Origin of the sequence: Arthrobacter sp. FW306-06-A (assembly GCF_021870055.1) — a bacterium.
GTDB lineage: Bacteria > Actinomycetota > Actinomycetes > Actinomycetales > Micrococcaceae > Arthrobacter.
The window spans coordinates 2,340,196-2,361,112 of the sequence record NZ_CP084552.1; the positions used below are offsets into that span (position 1 = coordinate 2,340,196).

A 20,917-nucleotide genomic window follows, 5' to 3' on the forward strand; every position below is an offset into this window, starting at 1 on the left:
GTCAGGTTGTATCAGGTCCGGTGGCCGCCGTCGGCGGTACCGAAACCACTGCTGTTGCGCCATCGATAGCCGCCACGACCACCTTCTGGCCCGCAGGAAGGACTCCCGCGGCGGAGCGGGCGCTCCAAATATCCCCGCCGATTTTCACCAGGCCGCCGTCAGAGGTGACTGCTTCCATCACCACGGCCGGTTCGCCAATGAGCCGGTCCACGTTGGTCCGCTGTTCGGACGGGCCCTTCTTCAGGTGCGAGAGCGCCACCGGGCGGACAAAGGCAACCATGAGCAGGGACACGATGCAGAAGATGACCACCTGCAGCCAGGGATCGGCGCCGGCGAAATCGGCCACCAGTGCGGCGAGTGAACCGCCGCCGAGCATAATGAAAAACAGGTCAAGGGTGATCATCTCGATCACGGCAAACGCCAGGAAGGCTGTGAGCCAGACGGCCCACCAGTTTTCCCCAAGCCATTCGAACATCCCTGTTTCCCCCTTCGTCACGGGGGAACCGCGTCCGCGGACCCGCCAGTAACTGTCTTTTCATCCTAGTCCGCGGTCCTGCGGTGTGGGCCGGATCATGGAGGCTGCCGGGGGATAGTGGCCAAGTCGTTACGGGGCATCCCGGGTGCCGGGCCGGAAGATGAAAAGCCTGAACTTCGCCTGTGCTGCCAAAGGCTCGGGGACATCTTCGAGCCGGGCCGCAAGCCGGTCCCGGTCCAGGTGATGGCCGGCAGGCCCCATGAACGCCAGGTCCGCGGCTGCCGTGCGGCTAAGCTCCAGCGCGACGTCGACGTCGAGGGTGCTTTCCGCCTCGAAATGGCCGGCCATTGCCACGGCCAGCCGTTCGTCCTTGCCTTCTTCGATTCCCAGCATCCCGGTCACCTCGGCGAGCTCCGCGAGATGTCCGCTGCGCGGTGTCACCACCACCAGCACGCCCGTGGGGCGCAGGACCCGGGCGAATTCCGCGGGGTTCCGTGGGGCAAAAACCACGGTAACCGCGTCTACCGAGTTGCTTTCCACCGGAAAGGGCTGCCAGATGTCCCACACCAGGTTGACCGTTTCAGGATTGAGCCGGGCGGCGCGCCGGAGGGCGAATTTGGAGATGTCCAGGCCGATGGCAGACGCCTGGCGCCCGGCCGCAGCCGCCGCGTCGAGGATTTCGCGCAGATAGTGCCCGGTCCCCGTTCCGGAGTCCAGCACGACGGCACCTGCCGCCGGCAGGTTGGGCACGACGGCGGCGGCAAGCGCCTGCGCCATCGGCCGGTAGTGGCCGTCCCCCAGGAAGTTGAAACGTGACGCCACCATGGCCGCACTGTCCGGCTCGAAGGGTGAGCCCTTGCCCACCAGGAGGTTGAAGTAGCCCTGGCGGGCGGCGTCGAAGCTGTGGCCGTTGGGACAGGCCAGGCGCGGATGGCGGCCACCCTTCGCTTCCTGGTGCTCGAGCGGAGCTGAGCAGACAGGACAGAGGAGAAGGACATCCGCGGAAGGCATGGGACCAATCTTAGGGCTGCCGGGCCCGCAGTCCGTGCCCGCCGCCTTGCGTACCTGGCAGCTGGAATCAGCCGGCGGAAATGCCGGCCGGACCGGCGTCGAACCCCAAACCATCCTGTGCCCTGCCGATGCCGGCCTCCGCCCAGTGCGCCGCGTACTCGGCGTTGCTGCTCAGGGACCGTAGCTGGGCCCGGTCTATGTACAGGATGCCGTTAAGGTGGTCCGTTTCATGCTGAACGATGCGCGCCTGCCACCCGAAAAACTCCCGGTGCTCCGGCACGCCGTCGGGCCTCAGATACTCCAGGAGCACAGCCTCCGGGCGGGCCACTACGGCCTGGAGCCCGTTCAGGGAAAGACACCCCTCATAGAACGACGCGAGTCCTTCCCCCCGGGGCGTGTACCGGGGATTGAGGATGGCCAGGAACTCCAATGGGCTCCGATTCCTCAGGGCTGCAGCTTCCGGATCAACGTTGAACTGGTCCTCCAGGACGGCAAGCCGCAGGGGAATGCCCAGCTGCGGGGCGGCAAGGCCCACACCCGGGGCCTCGTGCATGACCTGGCGCATGATCCCGATCAAGCGGTGCAACTGGTCCGCTGACAATTGCCCGTCGAACTCGGCGGCGCGTTGGCGCAGTGCCGGGTGGCCCGCCTGGACGATGGGCGGAAGGGATTCGGCGGACAGGATCCGCTCCACGGTCTCACAGATTTCGTGGGCACCGGCAGTTGTTTGGGGAACAGTCTGGGTCATGGGGACAGCCTACTGGCCGGACCACGGGGACCTGTCGGTTAGGGTCTACTGCATGGCTGACAATTCCCTGCCGGCGGCATCCCCGCTGGAGCACGTACTGGAATTCATCCGGGTCCTTGAGGCCGGCGGCGGCGCGGCGGAGATCAGGCCGTTCCTGTCGGAATCGTTCGTGCTGACCGAGGCACCGCATCTGCTGGCCCCTGAAGGCTCCGCCCGGGCACTGGCTGGAGTCCTTGCCGGCGCCGACCAAAGCCGCCAGGTGGTGAAGGACCAGAAGTTCATTGTGCGGAGGACCACCTGTGAAGGCGGCCGGGTGGTGGTGGAGGCCGATTGGTCGGCCACGGTACTGATGGACCTGCGGTACTGGGACCGCGGCGAGACCATCCGCGCCAGGACGGCGTCCGTCTTTGAGGTGAGCGGTGGCGTGATCGTGAGCCAGGACAGCTACGACTGCTATTTCCGGTAACCCCCGCCTGCTTGTGCCCACCGGGAGCCTAGTGCATTGTGAAGCGCCTGGCGGCCCACCGGTTCACTGCCGGAATTGCCGCGGCCGCGCCAATGGCGGCGGTGCGGATTCCCAGGAGCTGTGACGGCAGCGGCCTGCCCAGCATCATGTTGACTTCCGCCTGTCGGCGGGCCAGGACCGCTGCCTTCTGCCGTCGCTTTTCGAACTCCCTGAGCTGGCTGCCAGTCGGCCTGCCTGCCAAGGCCGCGCAGACCACCGGCAGCAGCTCCCTGGCGTCCAGCCAGCCCAGGTTCATGCCCTGGCCTCCAATGGGGCTGATCTCGTGCGCCGCATCTCCCAGCAGCACCGCCCGTCCCGTGACGGTGCGGCGGGCAATGGTGGACCGCACGCTGAAGGCGCTCAGCATGGAATTCGAGGACGTATCAGGAAGGAACCCGGTCCGCCGCCGCACCAACTGGGCCAGGTCGTGCGGGCCTGCCGCCGGTCCGGCGGCCTGTCCCAGCCGGACCACCCAGCGGCGCACGCCGCCGGGCAACGGGAAGGATTCAACGATTCCCTCCGGTTCGAGGAACAGGACGGCTTTGTTCCCGTAGTGCGTGCCGTCGTCGAAATCCCCCATGAGGTAGTGGTCCGGGTACGTTCTGCCGGCCACCGGCACCTGCAACGCGCTACGCAGCCGGGACCGGGCACCGTCAGCCACCACGAGCAACGCTGCCGTGGCGCTGCGGCGCGTGGCACCTGCGCCGGACTCGACCTCAACGGTTACCGTGCCGCCGTCGTCCCTGACCCTGGTGACGTTGGCACCCCTGATGATCGCGCCGGAGTCCAGCTCAGTGACGCGCTCTTCGAGAAGCTGCTCCGTGCGGAACTGCGGGAGCGCCAGCACAAAGGGGAAATCCCTGGATACGGCGGCGAACTCCATGGTCCCCACTGTCTTCCCGCCGCTGACCGCCAGGCCGGTCCTGATGGGGACGCCCTCCTGCACCATGGGGGCAGCCACCCCAACCCCGGCAAGTGCCTCCAGCGCCGGAGGGTGGATGCCGATGGCGCGGGTATGCCGGTTCCGCGTCTGCCTCTGTTCAAAAACCTTGACCGAGACACCTTCCTGCAGCAGCGCAGCAGCCATGTACAGGCCCACGGGACCTCCGCCTGCGATCAGAACCTCGGCATCCATGGTCAGCCCTTGCGGTAGGTCAGGACCTGGTGAAAGGCAGATGAGCGCTCCACTGACCAGCCCGGGGGAGCGGCGGCAGCCAACTCGACGGGCCGGTAGCTCCGGCGGATGGAGGTAAGGCCGTCCTGGCGGATGAAGGAGCGGCGGAAGGGGAGTGCGGCAACGCTGAAGAGGGCAAAGGCGGTAGGGCTTCGAACGAGGTCGTTGTGCAGCGCCTTCCCTGACGCCAGGATTTCGGAGTCGGCCAACAGTTGCCGCAGCTCTTCGGGTCCGAGGTGATGCAGCATGTGGTTGGAAATCACGACGTCGAAGGCCACACCGTCCCTGACGAGGTCTGCACTGTGGGCCTGACGGAACTCAACGCCCGATATGGGCGGCCGGCGCCTGGCAAAGCTGGCCGCGCGGGGATCGGGATCGATGCCGGTGATCTGGATGGGCATGCCGTCCCGGGCTGCCCAGCGGGCCAGCATCACCGCGAGGTCGCCGCCGCCGCATCCGACATCGAGGACAGTCAGCGGCGCCTGGCCCTGCCGTTCCAAGCTGCGCAATTCCGTGGTGTAGAGCCGGCGCCAGCCCGACAGGGCCCTGTTAATGATGCCGAACTGCCGGTAGGTGTTATCGAGGAGCCGGGGGTCGCAGTCGGGGTGGTCCATTTGCTCGACATCGCCGATGGCGCGCCGGGTAAGCAGGATGTCCATTGTTGTGGAAGCCCGCTCAGGCAAGCGTGACCTCCGTTGCCCGGTTGTCCTGGAGCAGGGCTTGTTCCCCGGCAGCGTCCATCCGGGCAGGGTTTGCCAACCCGCCGGTCAGCTGCCGCAGCTTTGTGAACAGGCCCGTTTCCACGGTCAGGCCCGGGCCAAAGGCCATGGAACAGATCCGTTCTTCCCCTTCCTGGAGGGGCTGTTCCAGGATGTGTTTGAGGACGAACAGCACGGTGGCGCTGCTCATGTTTCCGAAATTTCGCAGGGTCTCCCGGGCGGGCACCAGTTGCGTGTGGCTGAGGCCGAGCCGGGACTGCACCTTATCCAGGATGCTGCGTCCGCCGGGGTGGATGGCCCAGTGGGGGATGGCGGTGTAGGGGAGTGCCGCCAGCTCCGGTTCCCTGGCCAGAAGCGGTTGCAGCGCATCCACGATGTGGTCGTCAATGATGTGCGGCACGTAGTTGCCAAGCACCATCTCGAAGCCGTTGTCGCCGATGTTCCAGGCCATGGAGTCCTCGCCGACCGGCGTCAGGACAGTCTCGAAGTGGTCCAGCTTCAGCAGTGCGGTGTCCTCGGCGCCTGGCCGGGCCGTGACGACGGCGGCTGCCGCACCATCAGCGAACAGGGCGGAGCCCATGATGGTGTCCGGGTTGTTGGAGGTGCGCACGTGCAGGGAGCACAATTCAGCGCAGACAACCAGGACGACAGCATGGGGATCCGCCTCACAGAACAGCTTTGCGGCGCGGAGCGCGGGGAAAGCCGCGTAACAGCCCATGAAACCCAGGTGGTAGCGCTGGACAGCAGGGCTGAGGCCAAGTTCGCGGACAACCTTATAGTCGGGTCCGGGGTTGAAGAAGCCGGTGCAGGAAACGGTTACAAGGTGAGTTATGTCAAGTAAATCGATCTCAGGGGCGGCTTCCAGGGCAGCGCGGGAAGCCTCCACGAACAGTTTTGTGGCTTCGCGGGCAAAAATGTCGTTGCGGACCTTGGTGCTGGGGTTCAGCAGCAAGCCGGTTTCCTGGTCATAGAACTGGGGGTTTTCGGAGCGGCCCGTGGTGGTCAGTTCCTCGACGGCGGTGAACCTCGTCTCGATGGCTGCACCGTCAAAGCAGGTGTTGACCAACCGCGAACCCAAACGGGACAAGCCTGGCTGGGCCGCAAACACATCGCGGGCTTCGGACTGGATCAGCTTTGTCGTCGGAACTGCAGTTTCAAGTGAACGCACGTAGACCGTCATTGATTCATTCTTGACGGGTGCCCTGATAAAGACAATGGCTCTGCGTCCTGACCAGCGCTTTCATGCTCTTTCAGGCCGGTTTTGTGGCCAGGGATGCATGCTGGGCAACCCCGCCCGGAGTCCTTACCGAAACGCCGATAATCTACATTATGTCAAGTAGTACTCTGCGTATTGCATCAGATGAATCAATCGCCCCGATCCCCCGGATCCGCACCAAGTCCTTTCACTTCCCTAAGATTCCGCGGAATTTGCGGTCTGAACAGCGTTAACGCGCCGCTGGCCAGGCGCTGCCCGACGGGCGCAATATCGATCCTTGAAGCGGTTGCGACAAGCGTCTGACCTGCGGTTTTGTGCTGATGATGCATTTAATGAATCATTGATTCAAGATTTGAGCACAAACTTCGAGGGAACTGTGGGGCGAGAATGGCGGTGGACGCGTTCGGGCGTGTGCTGCAGCTGAGTGCTGTTCAGCTGCTGCATCCCGAGGAACAGACTCTTGAGGACATGCTGACCGGGTGGCGCAACCAGCAGCTTTCCAGGAACCTCCAGTTCGACACGATCGACAAGGGCATCGCGAGTGTCCGCCGGTTCGTGAACCATGTGAACGAGTTTCCGTGGAACTGGGCACCGGAACACGTCGAGGAGTATTTCGGTGACCTCCGCTCAATCCACCAGCTGAAGCACTCCACGGTCCGCGGCTACCAGTCCACGCTCCGCCGGTTCACGTCCTACGTGTCAAACCCCGACTACGGCTGGGACCAGGTCTGCGAACAGCGCTTCGGCACGCACCCGTCCCAGGTCTTCTTTGACTGGAACACCGCCTCCCACACACAGGAGTACGAAGGACGTCCCTCCAAGCGGCCCTTCACCAAGACGGAACTCCAGATGCTGTTCGATCACGCCGACGACCAGGTCGAACTCATCGCCGCCTCAGGCAAGAAAGGCTGGCAGGCCGCCTACCGGGACGCCGTCATGCTGAAAATCGCCTACTCGTACGGGCTCAGATTCAACGAGCTCCGGCACCTGCAATCCATCGACTTTGCGGCCAACCCGAAGGCGCGAAGGTTCGGCAAGGCAGGCGTCTGCAAGGTCCGGTTCGGCAAATCCCGCAAGGGCTCCCCGCACAAACCCCGCAGCGTCCTGACGGTCTTCGACTGGACCGCCGGCGTTCTCGAGGACTGGCTCGCCAACGGACGGGGCATGCTCGACACCCTGGACCTGTTCCCCAGCGAACGCGGCGGCCTGATCTGCGAATCCACCCTGCTGCGCCGGCTCCGGCGCTACCTCAACGAGCTGGGCCTGCCAATGGATGGCCTGGACCTGCATTCGCTCCGGCGCTCCTATGCAACGCACCTGTTGGAGGACGGATGGGATCCTAGATTCGTGCAACATCAGATGGGCCACGAACACGCCTCCACCACCGGGATTTACCAGTTCGTCAGCGACGACTTCCGCAACACGACCCTTCGGGCGGCGCTGGACCGCACCATGGATGAAGTCCTGGGCGTGCAGATGCGAGGTGAATGGTGAGACGCGACGTCGAATACAAGTGGCGGCTCTCGGAGCTCATGGCAGCACGGGGCCTGCACAACACCACCGACCTCATCCCCCTTCTGGCCGAGCGCGGCATCACCTTGTCCCGCCCACAGGTCTACCGTCTCGTCAACCAGAAACCCGAACGCGTCGCACTGCAGGTCATCGCCGCGATCTGCGACATCTTCTCCTGCGGACCCGAGGACCTCATCACCGTCACAGCCGCCGACGTCCGCGCCCGCAAAACCGGAACCAGCGCCCCCAACGTCGTCGACCTGAACCGCACCGTCAGACCACGGCGCGCACGCATCATCGACAATGATCACTGACAAACCCGCAGGCCTCAGCCCCCGCAGCACCAGCCGCGGCCGGCCCCGCACCACGGGGACTGCTACCTGCGCACGCTGCGGCCGGGCCGCCGGTAAAACCCGCGCCACCTGGCCCGAAGGCCGAATCTGCGGCCCATGCTTCACCACCGCCACCCGCACCCACGGGACCTGCCCGGAGTGCGGCCAGCACAGACTTCTACCCGGGCCACCGGACATCAGCGGAGGGCCACGCTGCGCGCCCTGCGCCGGCATCCTCCACGACTTCCACTGCACCCGTTGCAATACGGAGGGCGAGTTCTACCGGCGCGGCATATGCGCCCGCTGCGCCCTCCGGGAGGACCTCAACGAACTACTGCTCATGCACCCCGCCGACCCGGACACCGCCGGCAAAATCGTCCATGCGCTTTGCAAAGCGGACCGGCCCGAAAGCATCATCACGTGGAAACGCTCCCCCAAAGTCCAAGCACTCCTGGCCTCTCTGTCATGCGGGGAAACTCCCTTGACGCACGAAGGACTCGATGCCGCGGCCAAGTCAGCGAACCGCGAAGCCAATCACCTGCGCGCCCTGTTCATTCATCATGGACTCCTCCCCTACCAAGACCCGTATCTGGCCCGGTTCGAAACCTGGATTGACGACAAGCTCCGCCACTTGCCCGAGGAGGTCGCCAAACCCGTCGCACAGTTTGCCACCTGGCATCACCTCCGGCGCATCCGGTCCATCACAACACCGGAGAAGAGCGCCCAAGCCCCGGTCCACTCGGCCAAGCAAGAGATCACCGAAACCGTCCAGTTTCTGGACTGGCTCTGGGAAACCCACCAGCGGACAGCGGCGAACTGCACCCAACAAGACATCGAAACCTGGCTCGCAACCGGTTCCACGACCAGAAAAGCCATCCGCACCTTCATCGTCTTCATCAAGAACACCGGCACAAACCACAGGGTGGACATGGGCCACTACACAGCCAAAACCCGCCCCGCGATCACCCAGGACCAGCGCGTGGCCTGGCTCCGGGAACTGCTTACCGGCACCAGCGAGTCCCTGCCCTACCGAGTCGCCGGCATCCTGCTGCTTCTCTACGCCCAGCCGCTCGTTCGGGTCGCCAAACTCCGGACCGACGCTATCGAAACCAATGAAAGCACCGGCAACATGCGGATCACCTTCGGCCCGCACCCAGTGCCCATTTCCGAACCCTTCGCCGACTTGCTTCGAGAGCACCTTAAAGGCCGTCCGAATCTCAGAACAGGATCAGACGCACAAAGCCCCTGTCAATGGCCATTACGTTCTGCCCATGGGCGGCCAGTTGATGTGCCCGCTGGTGGCCAGTAAAACTGCCCGGTTATGGCCAACAGATCTGCCCACTGATTCGTTTCGGCGGGGTCGGCCATCGTTGGGTTGGTCAGTTCAAGCGGGTCACTCCTTTTCCGGCGAGGGCCTGGGTAAGACGGACGGAATCGCCGCTGGTCTGGCAGACGTGGGCGTGGTGCAGCAGTCGGTCAACGGTGGCGGTGGCGAGGGTTTTGGGCATGAGCTCATCGAACCCGGCGGGGTGGAGGTTGGAGCTGATCGCGACGGAGCGTTTTTCGTAGGCTGCGTCCACGACCCGGTAGAGGCCTTCGGCGGCGTCCGTGGCCACGGGCAACAGACCAATATCATCGATGACCACGAGCTCGGCGCGCAGGATCCGGGCAACGGCCCGGGTGACGCTGTCATCGGTTCGGTGGGCGCGGATGAGGACGCCGAGGTCCTCGAGCCTGAACCAAGCGACCCGCATTCCGGCTTCGACGGCCTGCTGGCCGAGGGCTTCGAGGAAGAACGTCTTCCCCGTCCCCGAGGGCCCGCAGACGACCAAGTTTTCCCTGCGGGTGATCCATTCCAGGGTCCGCAGTGCCTGCTGGGTCGGGCCCGGGATGGAGGACGCTGCAGGGTCCCACGCCTCGAAGGTCTTCCCGGTCGGGAACCCGGCTGCTTTGCGGCGGGAAGCGAGCATGGACCGGGCCCGGCCGGCGGCTTCCTCCGTGAAGAGGGCCTTGATGACCTCGGCCGGTTCCCACCGCTGGGCGCGGGCGGTCGCGATCAGGTCCGGGGCCAGCGCCCGGGCGTGGGGCATTTTCAGGGACCGCATCAGGGCCTCCAGGTCCGCCGGTAGCGGCGGAGCCACGGTATTGGTCGTGGTGACGGGGCTCATCGGGCCTCCTCCGGCGTGGTGATGGTTGCGGGGTTGCCGATCGCGGCCCACGCCCCTGTTCCTTGGGTGAGGGAGGTGGCTTCGTTGGCGGCGTGGGTGGTAGTGCGGCGGATGTTGGCGTTCAAGATCGAGGCGAGGTCCGGGTGCGCGAACCGGCCGTGCAGGGCGGCGTCGCCCAGGGCCCGGTCGACCTGATCAGTGCCGGCGATTTTGGCCAGCGTAACGGCTTCGGCCATTTTCACGTTCATCCTTGCGGTCCCGGCCGCGGCGGCCTCGACGAGCCAGGTTCTGGCGCCTTCGCCGATGGCCAGGAACGCGGCCTCGTCCGCGCTGCGGGCCCTCACCTCGTAGTCGCCGGGGAGCTTCGCCCGGGTTCCGGGGAAGTGTTCGTCGTTGATGGCGGGGCTGCCGGGCCGTGCCCGTTCGTGGCGGGCGACTTCGACGGGCCCGGTCGTGCCGTGGTGGACGATGATGACCTGCTCGCCGGGCCCGGTGCCGTGGGTGCGGACGAACACCCGGGCTCCGAGCAGGTGGGCCGGGACGGAGTACTGGGCGTTTTCGAAGGTGACCATTGGGGTGTTCTCCGGAACGCCGCGGGCCAGGCCGAACGCGACCGTGTGGGCGGTGTCCGGGATCCGGTGCAGCCGCGGGGCTTCCTCGGCGAGCATGGCCGCGGGTTTCCGCCGCGTCGTCCGGTGCTCACGGTGATTGACCTCGTCCATGAACGCCGTGCAGGCGGCCTCGAGCTCGGCGAAGGTGCGGTAGTCATCGCGGAGGTTGGTGTCTTTGGGCACGAGGTCGGCCTTGGCGAGTTTCACGGACGCTTCGACTCCGCCTTTGGTGGCCGGGTCCGCCGGTTGGCAGGTCAGCACGGTCACCCCGTAGTGCCGGGCGAAGTCCAGGGTCTGCTGGTTGCGCACCGGGACCCCGGCGACGTGGGCGGTGGTGACGGTCTTCTCGTTGTCCGTGAGGACATAGGTCGGCGCCCCTCCGAGGATCCGGAAGCACCGGTCCAGGGCCGCGAACACGCTCGGCGCGGTCCTGTCCCTGAGCGGGATCACGATGCGGAAGCGTGAGAACGCCAGCCAGGCCACGAAAAGGATGGTCTTCACCCCGCCGATCCGGGGCCCGTCGCCGAAGTCGTACTGCAACCACATCCCCGGTTCTGTGATCCACGGCCGGTGGACGCGGGTGTGGCCCAGCCGCCACGCGGCTTTGACCTGCGCGATCGCCCGGCGGGTAGACCGTTCCGAACCGGTGTAGCCCAGAGCGAGGAGCTTTTCGTGGGCCTTGTCGGCCCGGATCCGGCCCTTGGAGGCTTCGATCCATTCCTCGATCTTGGGCAGGAACGCGTCGGTGACCCGGCCGCGGGCCGCGGGTTCCCCGATCGGCCGGCCCGCGTCACGGGCGGTGACGTGTTTAGCAACGGTGTGGTGCGAGCAGCCCGTGAGCTCCGCGGTGGCGCGCAACGATCCGGTCAGATCGTAGGCAGCAAGAATTTCCATGATTTCTCCGTCAGACTTCATACAGGGCCTCTTCCTGGTTCGCTTTTGGTGCGCTTAGACACCGTCATCAAACCGCAGGGAGAGGCCCCCACCGCCTAAAGACGCGGCAGGAACAAGTAAGGAAGTGGGCAGATCTCATGGCCACCGGCGGGCAGTTCTGCTGGCCGCCAGCGGGCACTTTCGTGGCCGCCTATGGGCAGTTTTTCATGGCCGCTAACACCCCTGGCTCTTCCCGGGGACCCGGGCCGGACAACCACTTCACCCAAACGGCATCATGGATAGGCTCCGAAGCCTGGGCATCGACCTGCGCGGCGCACGAAACACGGCCCTCGACGAACACCTTTTAGTCTCACCACCGCCACTGGTCGCCGACGCACTCGGATACAGCCACCAAGTAGCCTTCCTCCACGCCGACGCGGCAGGCGACGCCTGGTCCCGCTACGTCAACCTAAGAACCGGGCCTTGAAGCGTCCTTGCGAACACTTCGACAGTGACATCTAACTCTCACTCATCAAGGTCTTCTCGCCTGTCTGAGCGCAGATCCTCAATCGGTCTCTTCCCAATGAGCTCCTGACGATAACCCTCAACTTCAGCAGACTTCTTTCGAGACCATCGCCAACCAAAGTAGGACCCAAGAAGCCCAGCTAACGCGAAACCCACCGCCGTCACAGCCGGGGAGCCCGTTGCAACCTGGATCCAGACGGCAATGCCAACAACCAACATCGCTGTGACTACCAAAACGAAGGCTTTCTGCTTTCGACCCGTCATCGCACTCCTCCCCGAGCAGTTGTGCAAATGCTGGCACGAACTAGACCAACAGGGAAAGCCTTGGCAGCAAAGGTAGACATTCCGTGTTCTAGCGGAGGACTTGCACGACGCAGGCTTTCGTGGCGAATACGCTCACATTTGATCCGCAGGGATGCCAGTAAAGTTGATGAAGCAGTCCGATGGCTTGGCCTCTGGCTGAGACATGCATCCCCCTCCTGCCACGGCTATCAAGTCTGTTCGGCTGGATAGCTGGTGGGCTGGTGGGACTGGCCGGCCAACGGGCCGGTTTTGATACTTGTCAGTGACGCCGCCGGATCGAAGCGCCCACCACGGCTCCAAGTCCCAGTCCCAATGCAAAGCCCCAGAACGGCGACTGAAACATTGCCAGGCCAAGGCTGATGCCCAAGGCCGCACCAACCAGGCTGCATATCCACAAGGCTTTGTTCACTGTGTCTCCAGTAGTGCTGGGCTCCTTGGTTCCTGCTGTGACCCTACTGCATCCCTATCCCCTACGCCGCTCAAAACGGGGAGCCCCCGCATGGAAGTTGGGTAGTTCCTCCCCATGCGCGCTACAGCCGGGCGTCCTAACCTTTTGGACATGGCGGCAGGCCGGCCGGTCCTCCGCCAGCGCGATGGAGCGGTCCCCCGGGGCGGCTCTCTTGTTCATGCAGACGGCGACCGCGCACCATCCTCCTTCCATTCACAAGGACGCCTCCATGCAGGAACTTCCCCGACCCCAAGCGTGCACACATTCGGTCAGCACCTGCCACGCGTGCCGTTCATTGATGCGTGAGGACGCGCTGCGGCAGGCACCCGGACGGCCCATCATCCTCCTGAAGCCCGCACCGGTCACGGTTCGGGCCCACCCGGGGACCGCCGTCGCCTATACCGTGACGGACGTCCTGGTTGAGTGGGACGGAAGCGGCGGATACCAGCTCCGGTGGGAGGCAAGCTGGCTGGTCCGCAAGGTTGAAGCGCCGCCAGACAGCAACGGCCGGCAGGATGCCGGTCCCCTGCCGATCCCGACGCCGGGCATGTACATGCCCGCGTCAACCCTCTCTGCAGGCGGCTAAGCTCGAAACCATGAGTTCGTTGAAAACGAAGCCGGCCAAGACAGCTTCCGCGAGAGTAGTCCTGGCGGCGGCAGCAGCTGACATCGTGTTGATTCTCGCATTCGCCGCGATAGGCCGGGACGCGCACCACCGTGAGGAGCCGGTCCTCGGCGTGCTCCTCACCGCATGGCCCTTCCTCGCCGGCGCAGCCGCGGGCTGGGCAGCTGCCAGGGTATGGCGGAGACCCTTATCCGTCCTGGGGGCAGGTGTTCCCGTCTGGCTGGGCAGCCTGGCAGGGGGCATGGTCCTGCGCGCCCTCACTGGCCAAACAGTCGTGATTCCCTTCGTCATCGTGGCCACGCTGGCGCTTGCCGTTTTCCTGGTGGGCTACCGCCTGCTGATCACCGGCGCTGGAAAGCTCCGCAGTCGATAAGTACAGGACGCGGCAGCCGGGGAAACGCCGACCGTGTAATAGGCTGGCAGCAGAGAAGAAACCTGCCGGGCCCTGCCGCGGCGGAACTGATTGAAGGGGTACAAACGTGGTTACCGCATTTGTTCTGATCAAGACTGACGCCGCCCGCATTCCCGAGACGGCGGAGGAGATCTCCGCCATCGAAGGCATCAGCGAGGTTTACTCGGTCACCGGGGAATGGGACCTCATAGCGGTGGCGCGCGTGCACCGGCACGAGGATCTGGCGGACGTCATCGCCGACCGCCTCTCCAAAGTTCCCGCCGTGGTCCATACCACCACTCACATCGCGTTCCGGGCCTACTCGCAGCACGATCTGGACGCCGCCTTTTCCCTGGGCTTCGAACAGTAGGCCCTGGCCGCCCTAGGCGCGGGACAGGGATACCCAACGGTCCAGCACGGCGGCGGCGGCACCGGAATCAATGGACTGTGCTGCGCGGGCGAACGCCTTCTGCATACGGTCCAGGAACGGGCCCTCCGCTTCCAGGTCGAACGCAACCAGGCCGGCCGCAGCATTCACCAACACTGCGTCCCTGGCAGGACCCTCCTGGCCGGCAAGCACGTCCCGCACGACTCCCGCGTTGGCAGCTGCATCGCCGCCGCGGAGCTGTTCAACGGTAGCCAGGCTGATGCCGAGGTCCTCGGGCGAGAAATGGAGCTCGGTGACGACGCCATTCCGGATCTCCCAGACCGTGGAAGGACCGGTGGTGGTCAGCTCATCCAGCCCGTCGTTGCCACGGAACACCAGCCCCCTGCTCCCCCGCCGGGCCAGGACTCCCGCGACGAGCGGCGCCATCCTCTCGTTGGCGACGCCGACGGCCGAGGCCTGAACGTTCGCGGGGTTGGTCAACGGCCCCAGGAAGTTGAATGCCGTAGGTATTGCCAGCTCGCGGCGGGGTACGGCCGTGTGACGGAACGAGGGGTGGAACACCTGGGCAAAACAGAACGTGATCCCCGCCTCTTCAGCGTTCCGCGCCACCTGCGCAATGGACAGGTCAAGGCGGACACCCAGCGCTTCGAGCACGTCGGCAGAACCGGACGACGACGACGCGGCCCGGTTGCCGTGCTTCACCACCTTTGCACAGGCGCCGGCAGCGACGAGCGCGGCCATGGTGGAGATGTTGACGGTGTTAAGTTGGTCACCACCCGTCCCGACGATGTCGAGCTTTTCGCCGGAGATTGCCACCGGGTTGGCATGGGAAAGCATCGCTTCGACCAGGCCGGAAAGCTCATCCACGGTTTCACCCTTGGCGCTGAGGGCCACCAGGAATCCAGCGATCTGCGCAGGCGTGGCTTCACCGGACATGATGGTGTCCATGGCCCAGGAGGTGCTCTCCGCCGAGAGGTCGGACCCCTTGATAAGGGCGGAGATCAGGCGGGGCCAAGTGTTGCCGGACGCTGCGGATGCCAGTGAAGTCACCTGCTGATGCTATCGAGGGATGGCAGGCGCTGACCAATGTGAACGGTGCCGGGAACTTTTCCGGCCAATTTCGCGTCTTTGTAGAAAAAGTCCTCCGAAAAGGCGGTTTGCGTTGGGCAGCACGGACTTTTACAGACATAATGTCTATGTGACATCTGCGACCCATGCCCCCAGTACCCCGGCGCACCCAACGCTGAACCGCCCCAACATGGTTTCTGTCGGAACCGTTGTGTGGCTGTCCAGCGAGTTGATGTTCTTCGCCGGTCTCTTCGCCATGTACTTCACTCTGCGCTCCACCAGCGGGCAGATGTGGGCGGAAGAGACAGCCAAGCTCAACTTCCCCTTTGCGCTCGTCAACACGATCGTCCTCGTGGCCAGTTCCTTTACTTGCCAGATGGGCGTCTTCGCCGCAGAGCGGCTGCAGCCCCGGCGTTCCGGTGGCGTGCTGCAGTTCGCCCGCTGGGGAATGAACGAATGGTTCACCCTGACCTTCCTCATGGGCGCGTTCTTCGTCGCCGGCCAGACCACCGAATACGCGATGCTGGTCTCCGAGCACGTCTCGCTCTCCTCCAACGCCTACGGCTCAGCGTTCTACATGACCACCGGCTTCCACGGCCTCCACGTCATCGGCGGCCTGATTGCCTTCCTGCTCATCATGGGCCGGTCCTTCGCTGCGAAGAAGTTCGGACATTTCGAAGCAACGTCCGCAATCGTCACCTCTTACTACTGGCACTTCGTGGACGTCGTGTGGATCGGCCTCTTCCTGGTCATCTACGTACTCAAGTAGCCAGCTTTGATTCTTTTTCTACAAGAGGCAGAATTTCAGGTAGCGGCTCCCGGAGCCGGCGCAGGATCGAATAAAGGAACCACCACGTGAAGGCACTCTCCCAAAAGCGGCGTCACCCACTTGCAGCAATCGCGCTGCTTCTGATGGGGCTCCTCATTACGGGTGGGCTGTACGCCGTAGCAACCTCGATGAATGAGGCCAAGGCGAGCACCACCACCGCAAGCGCAAGCGACGTGGAGGAAGGCGGCAAGCTCTTCGCCGCCAACTGCGCCACCTGCCACGGCATGGGTGCCAGTGGATCCAAGGACGGTCCGTCGCTGGTCGGCGTCGGTGCCGCCGCTGTTGACTTCCAGGTGGGTACCGGCCGCATGCCGATGCAGATGAACGGTCCCCAGGCCATGAAGAAGCCTGTCCAGTTCAACGACGAGCAGACCCACCAGCTTGCAGCCTACGTTGCTTCCCTGGGAGCCGGCCCGGCAATCCCTTCAGAAGAGCTGACAAACGGTGGCGGTGACGCGGCCGCCGGTGGCGAGCTCTTCCGTACCAACTGCGCCATGTGCCATAACGCCGCAGCAGCCGGTGGCGCCCTGACCCGGGGCAAGTTTGCTCCCGCCCTGGCCGATGTCAGCGGCAAGCACATCTACGAAGCCATGGCCACGGGCCCGCAGAACATGCCCGTGTTCAACGATGCCAACATCTCCCCTGAGGGCAAGAAGGACATCATCACCTTCCTGAAGCAGATCGAGACCACCGGTTCGCCGGGCGGCGCCAACCTGGGCTCCCTTGGCCCGGTTGCTGAAGGCCTGTTTGTCTGGGTCGCCGGCCTCGGCGTCATCATCGCCTTCACCATCTGGCTGACCTCAAGGACTTCCTGAGTTTCGGCAGGAAAAACACACTTCTGCTGCCCAGTCAGCAGCTTGATATTAGAAACTAACCCGGCAACCGCCGGGACGAGAGAAGGATGAGGCGAATTATGGGCAACCATAGTGACGGCAGTCCGAACCACTCGGGCACCGTAGCTACGGCTGGTCAGAATGAGGTGGAGAGGTTCCAGGATCCTGGAATTCCCCCGCATCGTTTGCGCCTGGCTGACACGGACCCGAAGGCCGCAAAGCGGGCAGAACGGCAGGTCGCCTTACTATTTGGCATTTCTGTTGTTGGAACCCTGATCTTCCTGGTGGCGTACTTCGCCATCGATCTTGGTCATGACTCCAGCATTGCCACTATCCGGCTCCAGAATGCCCTGCTCGGCGTCGGCACTGCCTTCGCAATGTTGGGTATCGGTACCGGCATCGTGCACTGGGCCAAGGCCCTTATGCCCGATCACGAGGTCTCCGAGGAACGCCATGCGATCCGTTACGAGGAGGACCGCCAGGCTGCCGTCCGCATCGTTGACGACATCGTGGAAGAGACCGGCATCAAGCGCCGTCCGCTGATCCGCAACACCCTTCTGGGTGCCGTCGCGCTGGCTCCGCTTCCCGCTGTGGCCATCTTCGGCGACCTTGGGCCACGGCCTGACGACAAGCTCGCACACACCATGTGGGCTCCCCAGGACGGAAAGCTCAAGCGGCTTACCCGGGACCCCGATGGCACTCCCATCAGGGCCGCGGATGTCACCATCGGTTCCGCCTTCCACGTTATCCCGGAGGGGCTGAACGAACTTGAGGAAGGCAAGCTCAACGAGAAGGCCAAGGCCGTTGTCCTGCTTATGCGCCTCGATCCAGCATCGCTGAACCCCTCCAAGGGCCGCGAAGACTGGGGCTACAACGGAATCGTCGCCTACTCCAAGATCTGCACCCACGTCGGTTGCCCCGTTGCCCTCTACGAGCAGCAGACGCACCACCTTCTGTGCCCGTGCCACCAGTCCACCTTCGACCTCACGCAAGAGTGCAAGGTGATCTTTGGCCCCGCCAGCCGTCCTCTCCCCCAGCTGCCGATTGCAGTTGATGACGAGGGCTACCTCGTCGCTACCAGCGACTTCCATGAACCCGTAGGACCAAGTTACTGGGAGCGTGATGAGCATGAGCGCAACATCAACAGCTGAACCCGCTTTCGTCGCTAAAACAAAGACAGGCCGGTTTACCGACTTCGTTGACTCCCGCGTGGGCGGCTCTGGCATCCTTCGCGAATTCGGCCGCAAGGTCTTCCCCGACCACTGGTCGTTCATGTTCGGTGAAGTCGCCCTGTACTCCTTCGTCATCCTGCTGCTTTCGGGCACCTTCCTGACGTTCTTCTTCGATCCGTCCATGGCGGAGACCCACTACGACGGTTCCTACGTTCCTCTGAAGGGCGTGGAAATGTCGGTGGCGTACAGCTCGTCGCTGAACATCTCCTTCGATATCCGCGGCGGCCTTTTCATGCGCCAGGTGCACCACTGGGCGGCCCTGCTGTTCGTGGCGTCCATTGCGGTCCACATGCTGCGTGTTTTCTTCACCGGCGCGTTCCGCCGCCCGCGTGAGATGAACTGGGTAGTCGGCAGCGTACTGCTGATCCTGGCCATGGCAGCCGGATTCACCGGCTACTCGCTCCCCGACGACCTGCTGTCCGGTAACGGCCTCCGGATTATCGATGGCGTCATCAAGTCGATCCCGGTCATCGGAACGTACATCTCGTTCTTCCTGTTCGGTGGCGAGTTCCCCGGTACCGCCATCATCAGCCGCCTCTACATGCTGCACATCCTGCTGGTGCCTGCCCTGATCCTGCTGATGATCGTCCTCCACCTGTTCATGGTGGTGGTCCACAAGCACACCCAGTACCCTGGCCCCGGCCGTAACGACAACAACGTTGTGGGTTACCCCCTCGGGCCTGTCTACGCAGCGAAGGCCGGTGGCTTCTTCTTCATCGTCTTCGGTGTGATCGCACTGATGGCCGCATTCTTCACCATCAACCCGATCTGGAACTACGGTCCCTACGACCCGTCCCCCGTGTCCGCCGGTACGCAGCCCGACTGGTACATCGGCTTCGTTGATGGCGCGCTCCGGCTCATGCCGGGCACGCTCGGCAACTGGCACGTGGAGCAGGTCTGGTTCGGCCACGTGTTCACCTTCAACGTTCTGCTGCCCGCCCTGGTGCCGGCCGGCATCCTGTTCACCGTGATGTTCACCTACCCGTGGATCGAACGGTGGATCACCAAGGATGACCGTGAACACCACGTGCTGGACCGTCCGCGCAACGCCCCCACCCGCACGGCAATCGGCGTAGCAGGGTTCATCTGGTACTGCGTCATGTGGGCTGCTGCAGGTTCCGACCTCATCGCCACGCACTTCCACGTGTCGCTGAACGATGTCACCTACTGGCTTCGTGCTCTGTTCTTCATCGGCCCCATCATTGGCTTCATCGTCGCCAAGCGCGTAGCACTTGCGCTGCAGCGCAAGGACCGGGAGATCGCCCTTCATGGTCGGGAGACAGGCCGCATCGTCCGGCTTCCGCACGGTGAGTTCATCGAGGTCCACGCCCCGCTGGATGAGTACAAGCGCTACAAGCTGGTTGGTTTCGAATCACCCCAGGTGATTCCGGCCATTCCCAACGAGCACGGCGTAGTCACCAGCAAGGAAAAGCGCCGCGCGTTCCTTTCGCGCTGGTTCTTTGAAGACCGCGTCGCTCCGGCAACGCCTGCTGAGCTGGAGGCAGCCCACGGCCACGGCCACGAGGCTGTTGAAGCGGCAGAAGGAAGCAAGAGCCTCACGCACTAGCTTCAGAACCCAAAGGAAAGGCCCGATCCGTTATGGATCGGGCCTTTCCTGCTTAACACGTGACTGCAAGTACCTCCAGGCCCGTTCACCAGCGCCAAAAGTGGCGTGCCTAGTGGTTGCGGGCTCTCCGTGCTCCGGGTCGCTGGAGGGGCACCCAGAGCTTGTACCGGTCCGCCCGGTAGTACGAGACGGAGTAGTCCACCATGGCCCTTGCCACGAACGCATGCCGCTGGATCTTCAACAGGGGCGCCCCCACTTCCACGTTGAGCAGCCTGGCAGTGGAGGGTGACGCCGCCGTGGCCTCGATCATGTCCTCCCCCCACTCCATGACCAGGCCGAACTGCTCGCTGAGGACGTTATACAGCGAGGTGGGCGGCTCGCCGTCGAGCAGCCCTGGGACCCGGTGCGCCGGGATGAAGTTTTCGTCCACGCTCATCGGTTCCCCGTCCGCCAGGAGAAGCCGGCGGAACCGGACCAGCGGAGTGCCCTCATCAAGCTGGAGCTCGCGCGCCAGGAAGGCGCTGGCACCGATCTGCTCGAAGCTCAGCACCTTGGCTGCAGGAACCATGCCGCGCCGCTGCATCTCCTCGCTATAGGACGTGAGCTTCACTTGGAGGTCCAGCTTCGGGCGCCGGACAAAGGTCCCCAAACCGACCACACGCTCGATGACCTCCTCCCCCACCAGGGCATCGATGGCCTGTCGCACGGTCATCCGGGCCAGCCCAAACCGCTCGGCAAGGTCACGTTCCGAGGGAAGCGCCGAGCCCGGGGGGCAGGACTCTGCAATATAGGTCCGAAGGATCTCGCGTAGTTGAACGTAGATGGCGGTTCCGCTGGTGCGGTCTATCTCCCCCGCTATTGCCGTGGCGCCAGCTGCCATGATGTTTCTCCTGCCGTTGGGTTTGCACTCAATTTTAGGACGGGCTAGACCACCTGCTGTACCACTCTCGGTCGCTGTCGCGCACAGCGCCGGCCGCCGGATATATTTGGTCAGGAAATTTTGCCGGACAGACGGATGGGGCCGTCGCGTGACGTAGGAGTCGCTTTGCCAGTACAGAAGGCCGTGGTCGCTGCGCCCGTGGGCCTGCACGCACGTTCCGCCGCGATATTTGTCCGGGCGGTCACCGATACCGGACTGCCGGTCACTATCAGCAAGGCCGGCGCTGACAAGGTGGATGCCCGCTCCCTGCTCCAGGTGATGGCTGCCGACTTCCCGCAGGGCTGCCACGTTGAACTGGCCGTCAATGAGGCGGCCCTGGATGGCGCTTTGGGCCGGCAAAAGGCCGAGGAAGCCCTCCGGGACCTCCGGGGCCTGTTGGAGTCGCAGGGAGCCGCCTGAGCCGCTTGGAGATAGTTAACGACGT

Annotated in this window: 23 protein-coding genes; 13 read left to right on the forward strand and 10 right to left on the reverse strand. The window is 64.2% G+C overall.

Annotated elements, in window-relative coordinates:
- Position 1: 1 nt before the first annotated feature.
- The 3 genes from LFT49_RS10745 to LFT49_RS10755 all read right to left on the reverse strand — a co-directional run bounded on the left by LFT49_RS10745 (position 2) and on the right by LFT49_RS10755 (position 2,234).
- Positions 2-475: an NfeD family protein gene (locus LFT49_RS10745; RefSeq protein ID WP_236798394.1), complete on the reverse strand. Its 474-nt coding sequence runs from the start codon at positions 473-475 to the stop codon at positions 2-4.
- A 129-nt stretch (positions 476-604) separates the two neighbouring features.
- On the reverse strand, positions 605-1,486 hold the full coding sequence (locus LFT49_RS10750; protein WP_237428189.1) for a putative RNA methyltransferase: 882 nt from the start codon (positions 1,484-1,486) through the stop codon (positions 605-607).
- A gap of 67 nt (positions 1,487-1,553) precedes the next feature.
- Positions 1,554-2,234, reverse strand: a complete 681-nt coding sequence (locus LFT49_RS10755) for a peptide deformylase (RefSeq protein WP_237428190.1) — start codon at positions 2,232-2,234, stop codon at positions 1,554-1,556.
- 52 nt (positions 2,235-2,286) lie between these two features.
- Between LFT49_RS10755 and LFT49_RS10760 the strand changes: the two genes are divergently transcribed.
- A complete protein-coding gene (locus LFT49_RS10760) occupies positions 2,287-2,700 on the forward strand; it encodes a nuclear transport factor 2 family protein (protein ID WP_237428191.1) in 414 nt (137 codons plus the stop codon).
- A gap of 28 nt (positions 2,701-2,728) precedes the next feature.
- Here LFT49_RS10760 and LFT49_RS10765 read toward each other — a convergent pair whose 3' ends face one another.
- From LFT49_RS10765 to LFT49_RS10775, 3 genes are read right to left on the reverse strand one after another with little or no spacing between them, the layout of a single operon-like run.
- A complete protein-coding gene (locus tag LFT49_RS10765) occupies positions 2,729-3,874 on the reverse strand; it encodes an FAD-dependent oxidoreductase (RefSeq protein ID WP_237428192.1) in 1,146 nt (381 codons plus the stop codon).
- Positions 3,875-3,876: 2 nt separating this feature from the next.
- On the reverse strand, positions 3,877-4,572 hold the full coding sequence (locus LFT49_RS10770) for a class I SAM-dependent methyltransferase (protein ID WP_237430507.1): 696 nt from the start codon (positions 4,570-4,572) through the stop codon (positions 3,877-3,879).
- Positions 4,573-4,588: 16 nt separating this feature from the next.
- Positions 4,589-5,812: a type III polyketide synthase gene (locus tag LFT49_RS10775; RefSeq protein ID WP_237428193.1), complete on the reverse strand. Its 1,224-nt coding sequence runs from the start codon at positions 5,810-5,812 to the stop codon at positions 4,589-4,591.
- A 423-nt stretch (positions 5,813-6,235) separates the two neighbouring features.
- Here LFT49_RS10775 and LFT49_RS10780 point away from each other — a divergent pair, with 423 nt between their 5' ends.
- From LFT49_RS10780 to LFT49_RS10790, 3 genes are all read left to right on the forward strand, one after another.
- Positions 6,236-7,342, forward strand: a complete 1,107-nt coding sequence (locus tag LFT49_RS10780) for a tyrosine-type recombinase/integrase (RefSeq protein WP_141160405.1) — start codon at positions 6,236-6,238, stop codon at positions 7,340-7,342.
- Positions 7,336-7,674, forward strand: coding sequence for a helix-turn-helix domain-containing protein (locus LFT49_RS10785; protein WP_217509636.1), 339 nt, complete (start codon positions 7,336-7,338; stop codon positions 7,672-7,674). Before LFT49_RS10780 ends, LFT49_RS10785 begins: the two co-directional genes overlap by 7 nt.
- A gap of 499 nt (positions 7,675-8,173) precedes the next feature.
- On the forward strand, positions 8,174-9,001 hold the full coding sequence (locus LFT49_RS10790; RefSeq protein ID WP_237428194.1) for a hypothetical protein: 828 nt from the start codon (positions 8,174-8,176) through the stop codon (positions 8,999-9,001).
- Positions 9,002-9,071: 70 nt separating this feature from the next.
- Here the strand turns inward: LFT49_RS10790 and istB are convergent, their stop codons facing one another.
- Positions 9,072-9,860, reverse strand: a complete 789-nt coding sequence (istB, locus tag LFT49_RS10795; RefSeq protein WP_237428195.1) for an IS21-like element helper ATPase IstB — start codon at positions 9,858-9,860, stop codon at positions 9,072-9,074.
- The gene (istA, locus tag LFT49_RS10800; protein ID WP_237428196.1) at positions 9,857-11,386 is read right to left on the reverse strand and encodes an IS21 family transposase; all 1,530 of its coding nucleotides are present in this window, start codon (positions 11,384-11,386) and stop codon (positions 9,857-9,859) included. Before istA ends, istB begins: the two co-directional genes overlap by 4 nt.
- Positions 11,387-11,639: 253 nt before the next feature.
- Between istA and LFT49_RS10805 the strand changes: the two genes are divergently transcribed.
- The 4 genes from LFT49_RS10805 to LFT49_RS10820 all read left to right on the forward strand — a co-directional run bounded on the left by LFT49_RS10805 (position 11,640) and on the right by LFT49_RS10820 (position 14,006).
- Positions 11,640-11,831: a hypothetical protein gene (locus LFT49_RS10805; RefSeq protein ID WP_237428197.1), complete on the forward strand. Its 192-nt coding sequence runs from the start codon at positions 11,640-11,642 to the stop codon at positions 11,829-11,831.
- Positions 11,832-12,918: 1,087 nt separating this feature from the next.
- Positions 12,919-13,206 carry a hypothetical protein gene (locus LFT49_RS10810; protein WP_237428198.1) on the forward strand — a complete coding sequence of 96 codons (288 nt, stop codon included), beginning with the start codon at positions 12,919-12,921 and terminating at the stop codon, positions 13,204-13,206.
- A gap of 10 nt (positions 13,207-13,216) precedes the next feature.
- Positions 13,217-13,618 carry a DUF3054 domain-containing protein gene (locus LFT49_RS10815; protein ID WP_236798405.1) on the forward strand — a complete coding sequence of 134 codons (402 nt, stop codon included), beginning with the start codon at positions 13,217-13,219 and terminating at the stop codon, positions 13,616-13,618.
- A gap of 106 nt (positions 13,619-13,724) precedes the next feature.
- Positions 13,725-14,006 (forward strand): Lrp/AsnC family transcriptional regulator, encoded by a 282-nt coding sequence (locus LFT49_RS10820; protein ID WP_043456257.1) that lies wholly within the window; start codon positions 13,725-13,727, stop codon positions 14,004-14,006.
- Positions 14,007-14,018: 12 nt separating this feature from the next.
- Here LFT49_RS10820 and trpD read toward each other — a convergent pair whose 3' ends face one another.
- Positions 14,019-15,074, reverse strand: coding sequence for an anthranilate phosphoribosyltransferase (gene trpD / locus LFT49_RS10825; protein ID WP_237428199.1), 1,056 nt, complete (start codon positions 15,072-15,074; stop codon positions 14,019-14,021).
- Between the two features lie 112 nt (positions 15,075-15,186).
- Between trpD and ctaE the strand changes: the two genes are divergently transcribed.
- From ctaE to qcrB, 4 genes are all read left to right on the forward strand, one after another.
- Positions 15,187-15,861: an aa3-type cytochrome oxidase subunit III gene (ctaE, locus tag LFT49_RS10830; protein ID WP_306969060.1), complete on the forward strand. Its 675-nt coding sequence runs from the start codon at positions 15,187-15,189 to the stop codon at positions 15,859-15,861.
- Positions 15,862-15,947: 86 nt separating this feature from the next.
- Positions 15,948-16,736 (forward strand): cytochrome bc1 complex diheme cytochrome c subunit, encoded by a 789-nt coding sequence (qcrC, locus tag LFT49_RS10835; RefSeq protein ID WP_236798407.1) that lies wholly within the window; start codon positions 15,948-15,950, stop codon positions 16,734-16,736.
- A 98-nt stretch (positions 16,737-16,834) separates the two neighbouring features.
- Positions 16,835-17,905 (forward strand): cytochrome bc1 complex Rieske iron-sulfur subunit, encoded by a 1,071-nt coding sequence (qcrA, locus tag LFT49_RS10840; RefSeq protein ID WP_236798408.1) that lies wholly within the window; start codon positions 16,835-16,837, stop codon positions 17,903-17,905.
- The gene (gene qcrB, locus LFT49_RS10845; RefSeq protein ID WP_236798409.1) at positions 17,883-19,553 is read left to right on the forward strand and encodes a cytochrome bc1 complex cytochrome b subunit; all 1,671 of its coding nucleotides are present in this window, start codon (positions 17,883-17,885) and stop codon (positions 19,551-19,553) included. The genes qcrA and qcrB overlap by 23 nt, the downstream gene beginning before the upstream one ends.
- A 109-nt stretch (positions 19,554-19,662) precedes the next feature.
- Here qcrB and LFT49_RS10850 read toward each other — a convergent pair whose 3' ends face one another.
- Positions 19,663-20,433 carry a GntR family transcriptional regulator gene (locus LFT49_RS10850; RefSeq protein WP_237428200.1) on the reverse strand — a complete coding sequence of 257 codons (771 nt, stop codon included), beginning with the start codon at positions 20,431-20,433 and terminating at the stop codon, positions 19,663-19,665.
- 165 nt (positions 20,434-20,598) lie between these two features.
- Here LFT49_RS10850 and LFT49_RS10855 point away from each other — a divergent pair, with 165 nt between their 5' ends.
- On the forward strand, positions 20,599-20,892 hold the full coding sequence (locus LFT49_RS10855) for an HPr family phosphocarrier protein (RefSeq protein ID WP_237428201.1): 294 nt from the start codon (positions 20,599-20,601) through the stop codon (positions 20,890-20,892).
- Positions 20,893-20,917: the final 25 nt, after the last annotated feature.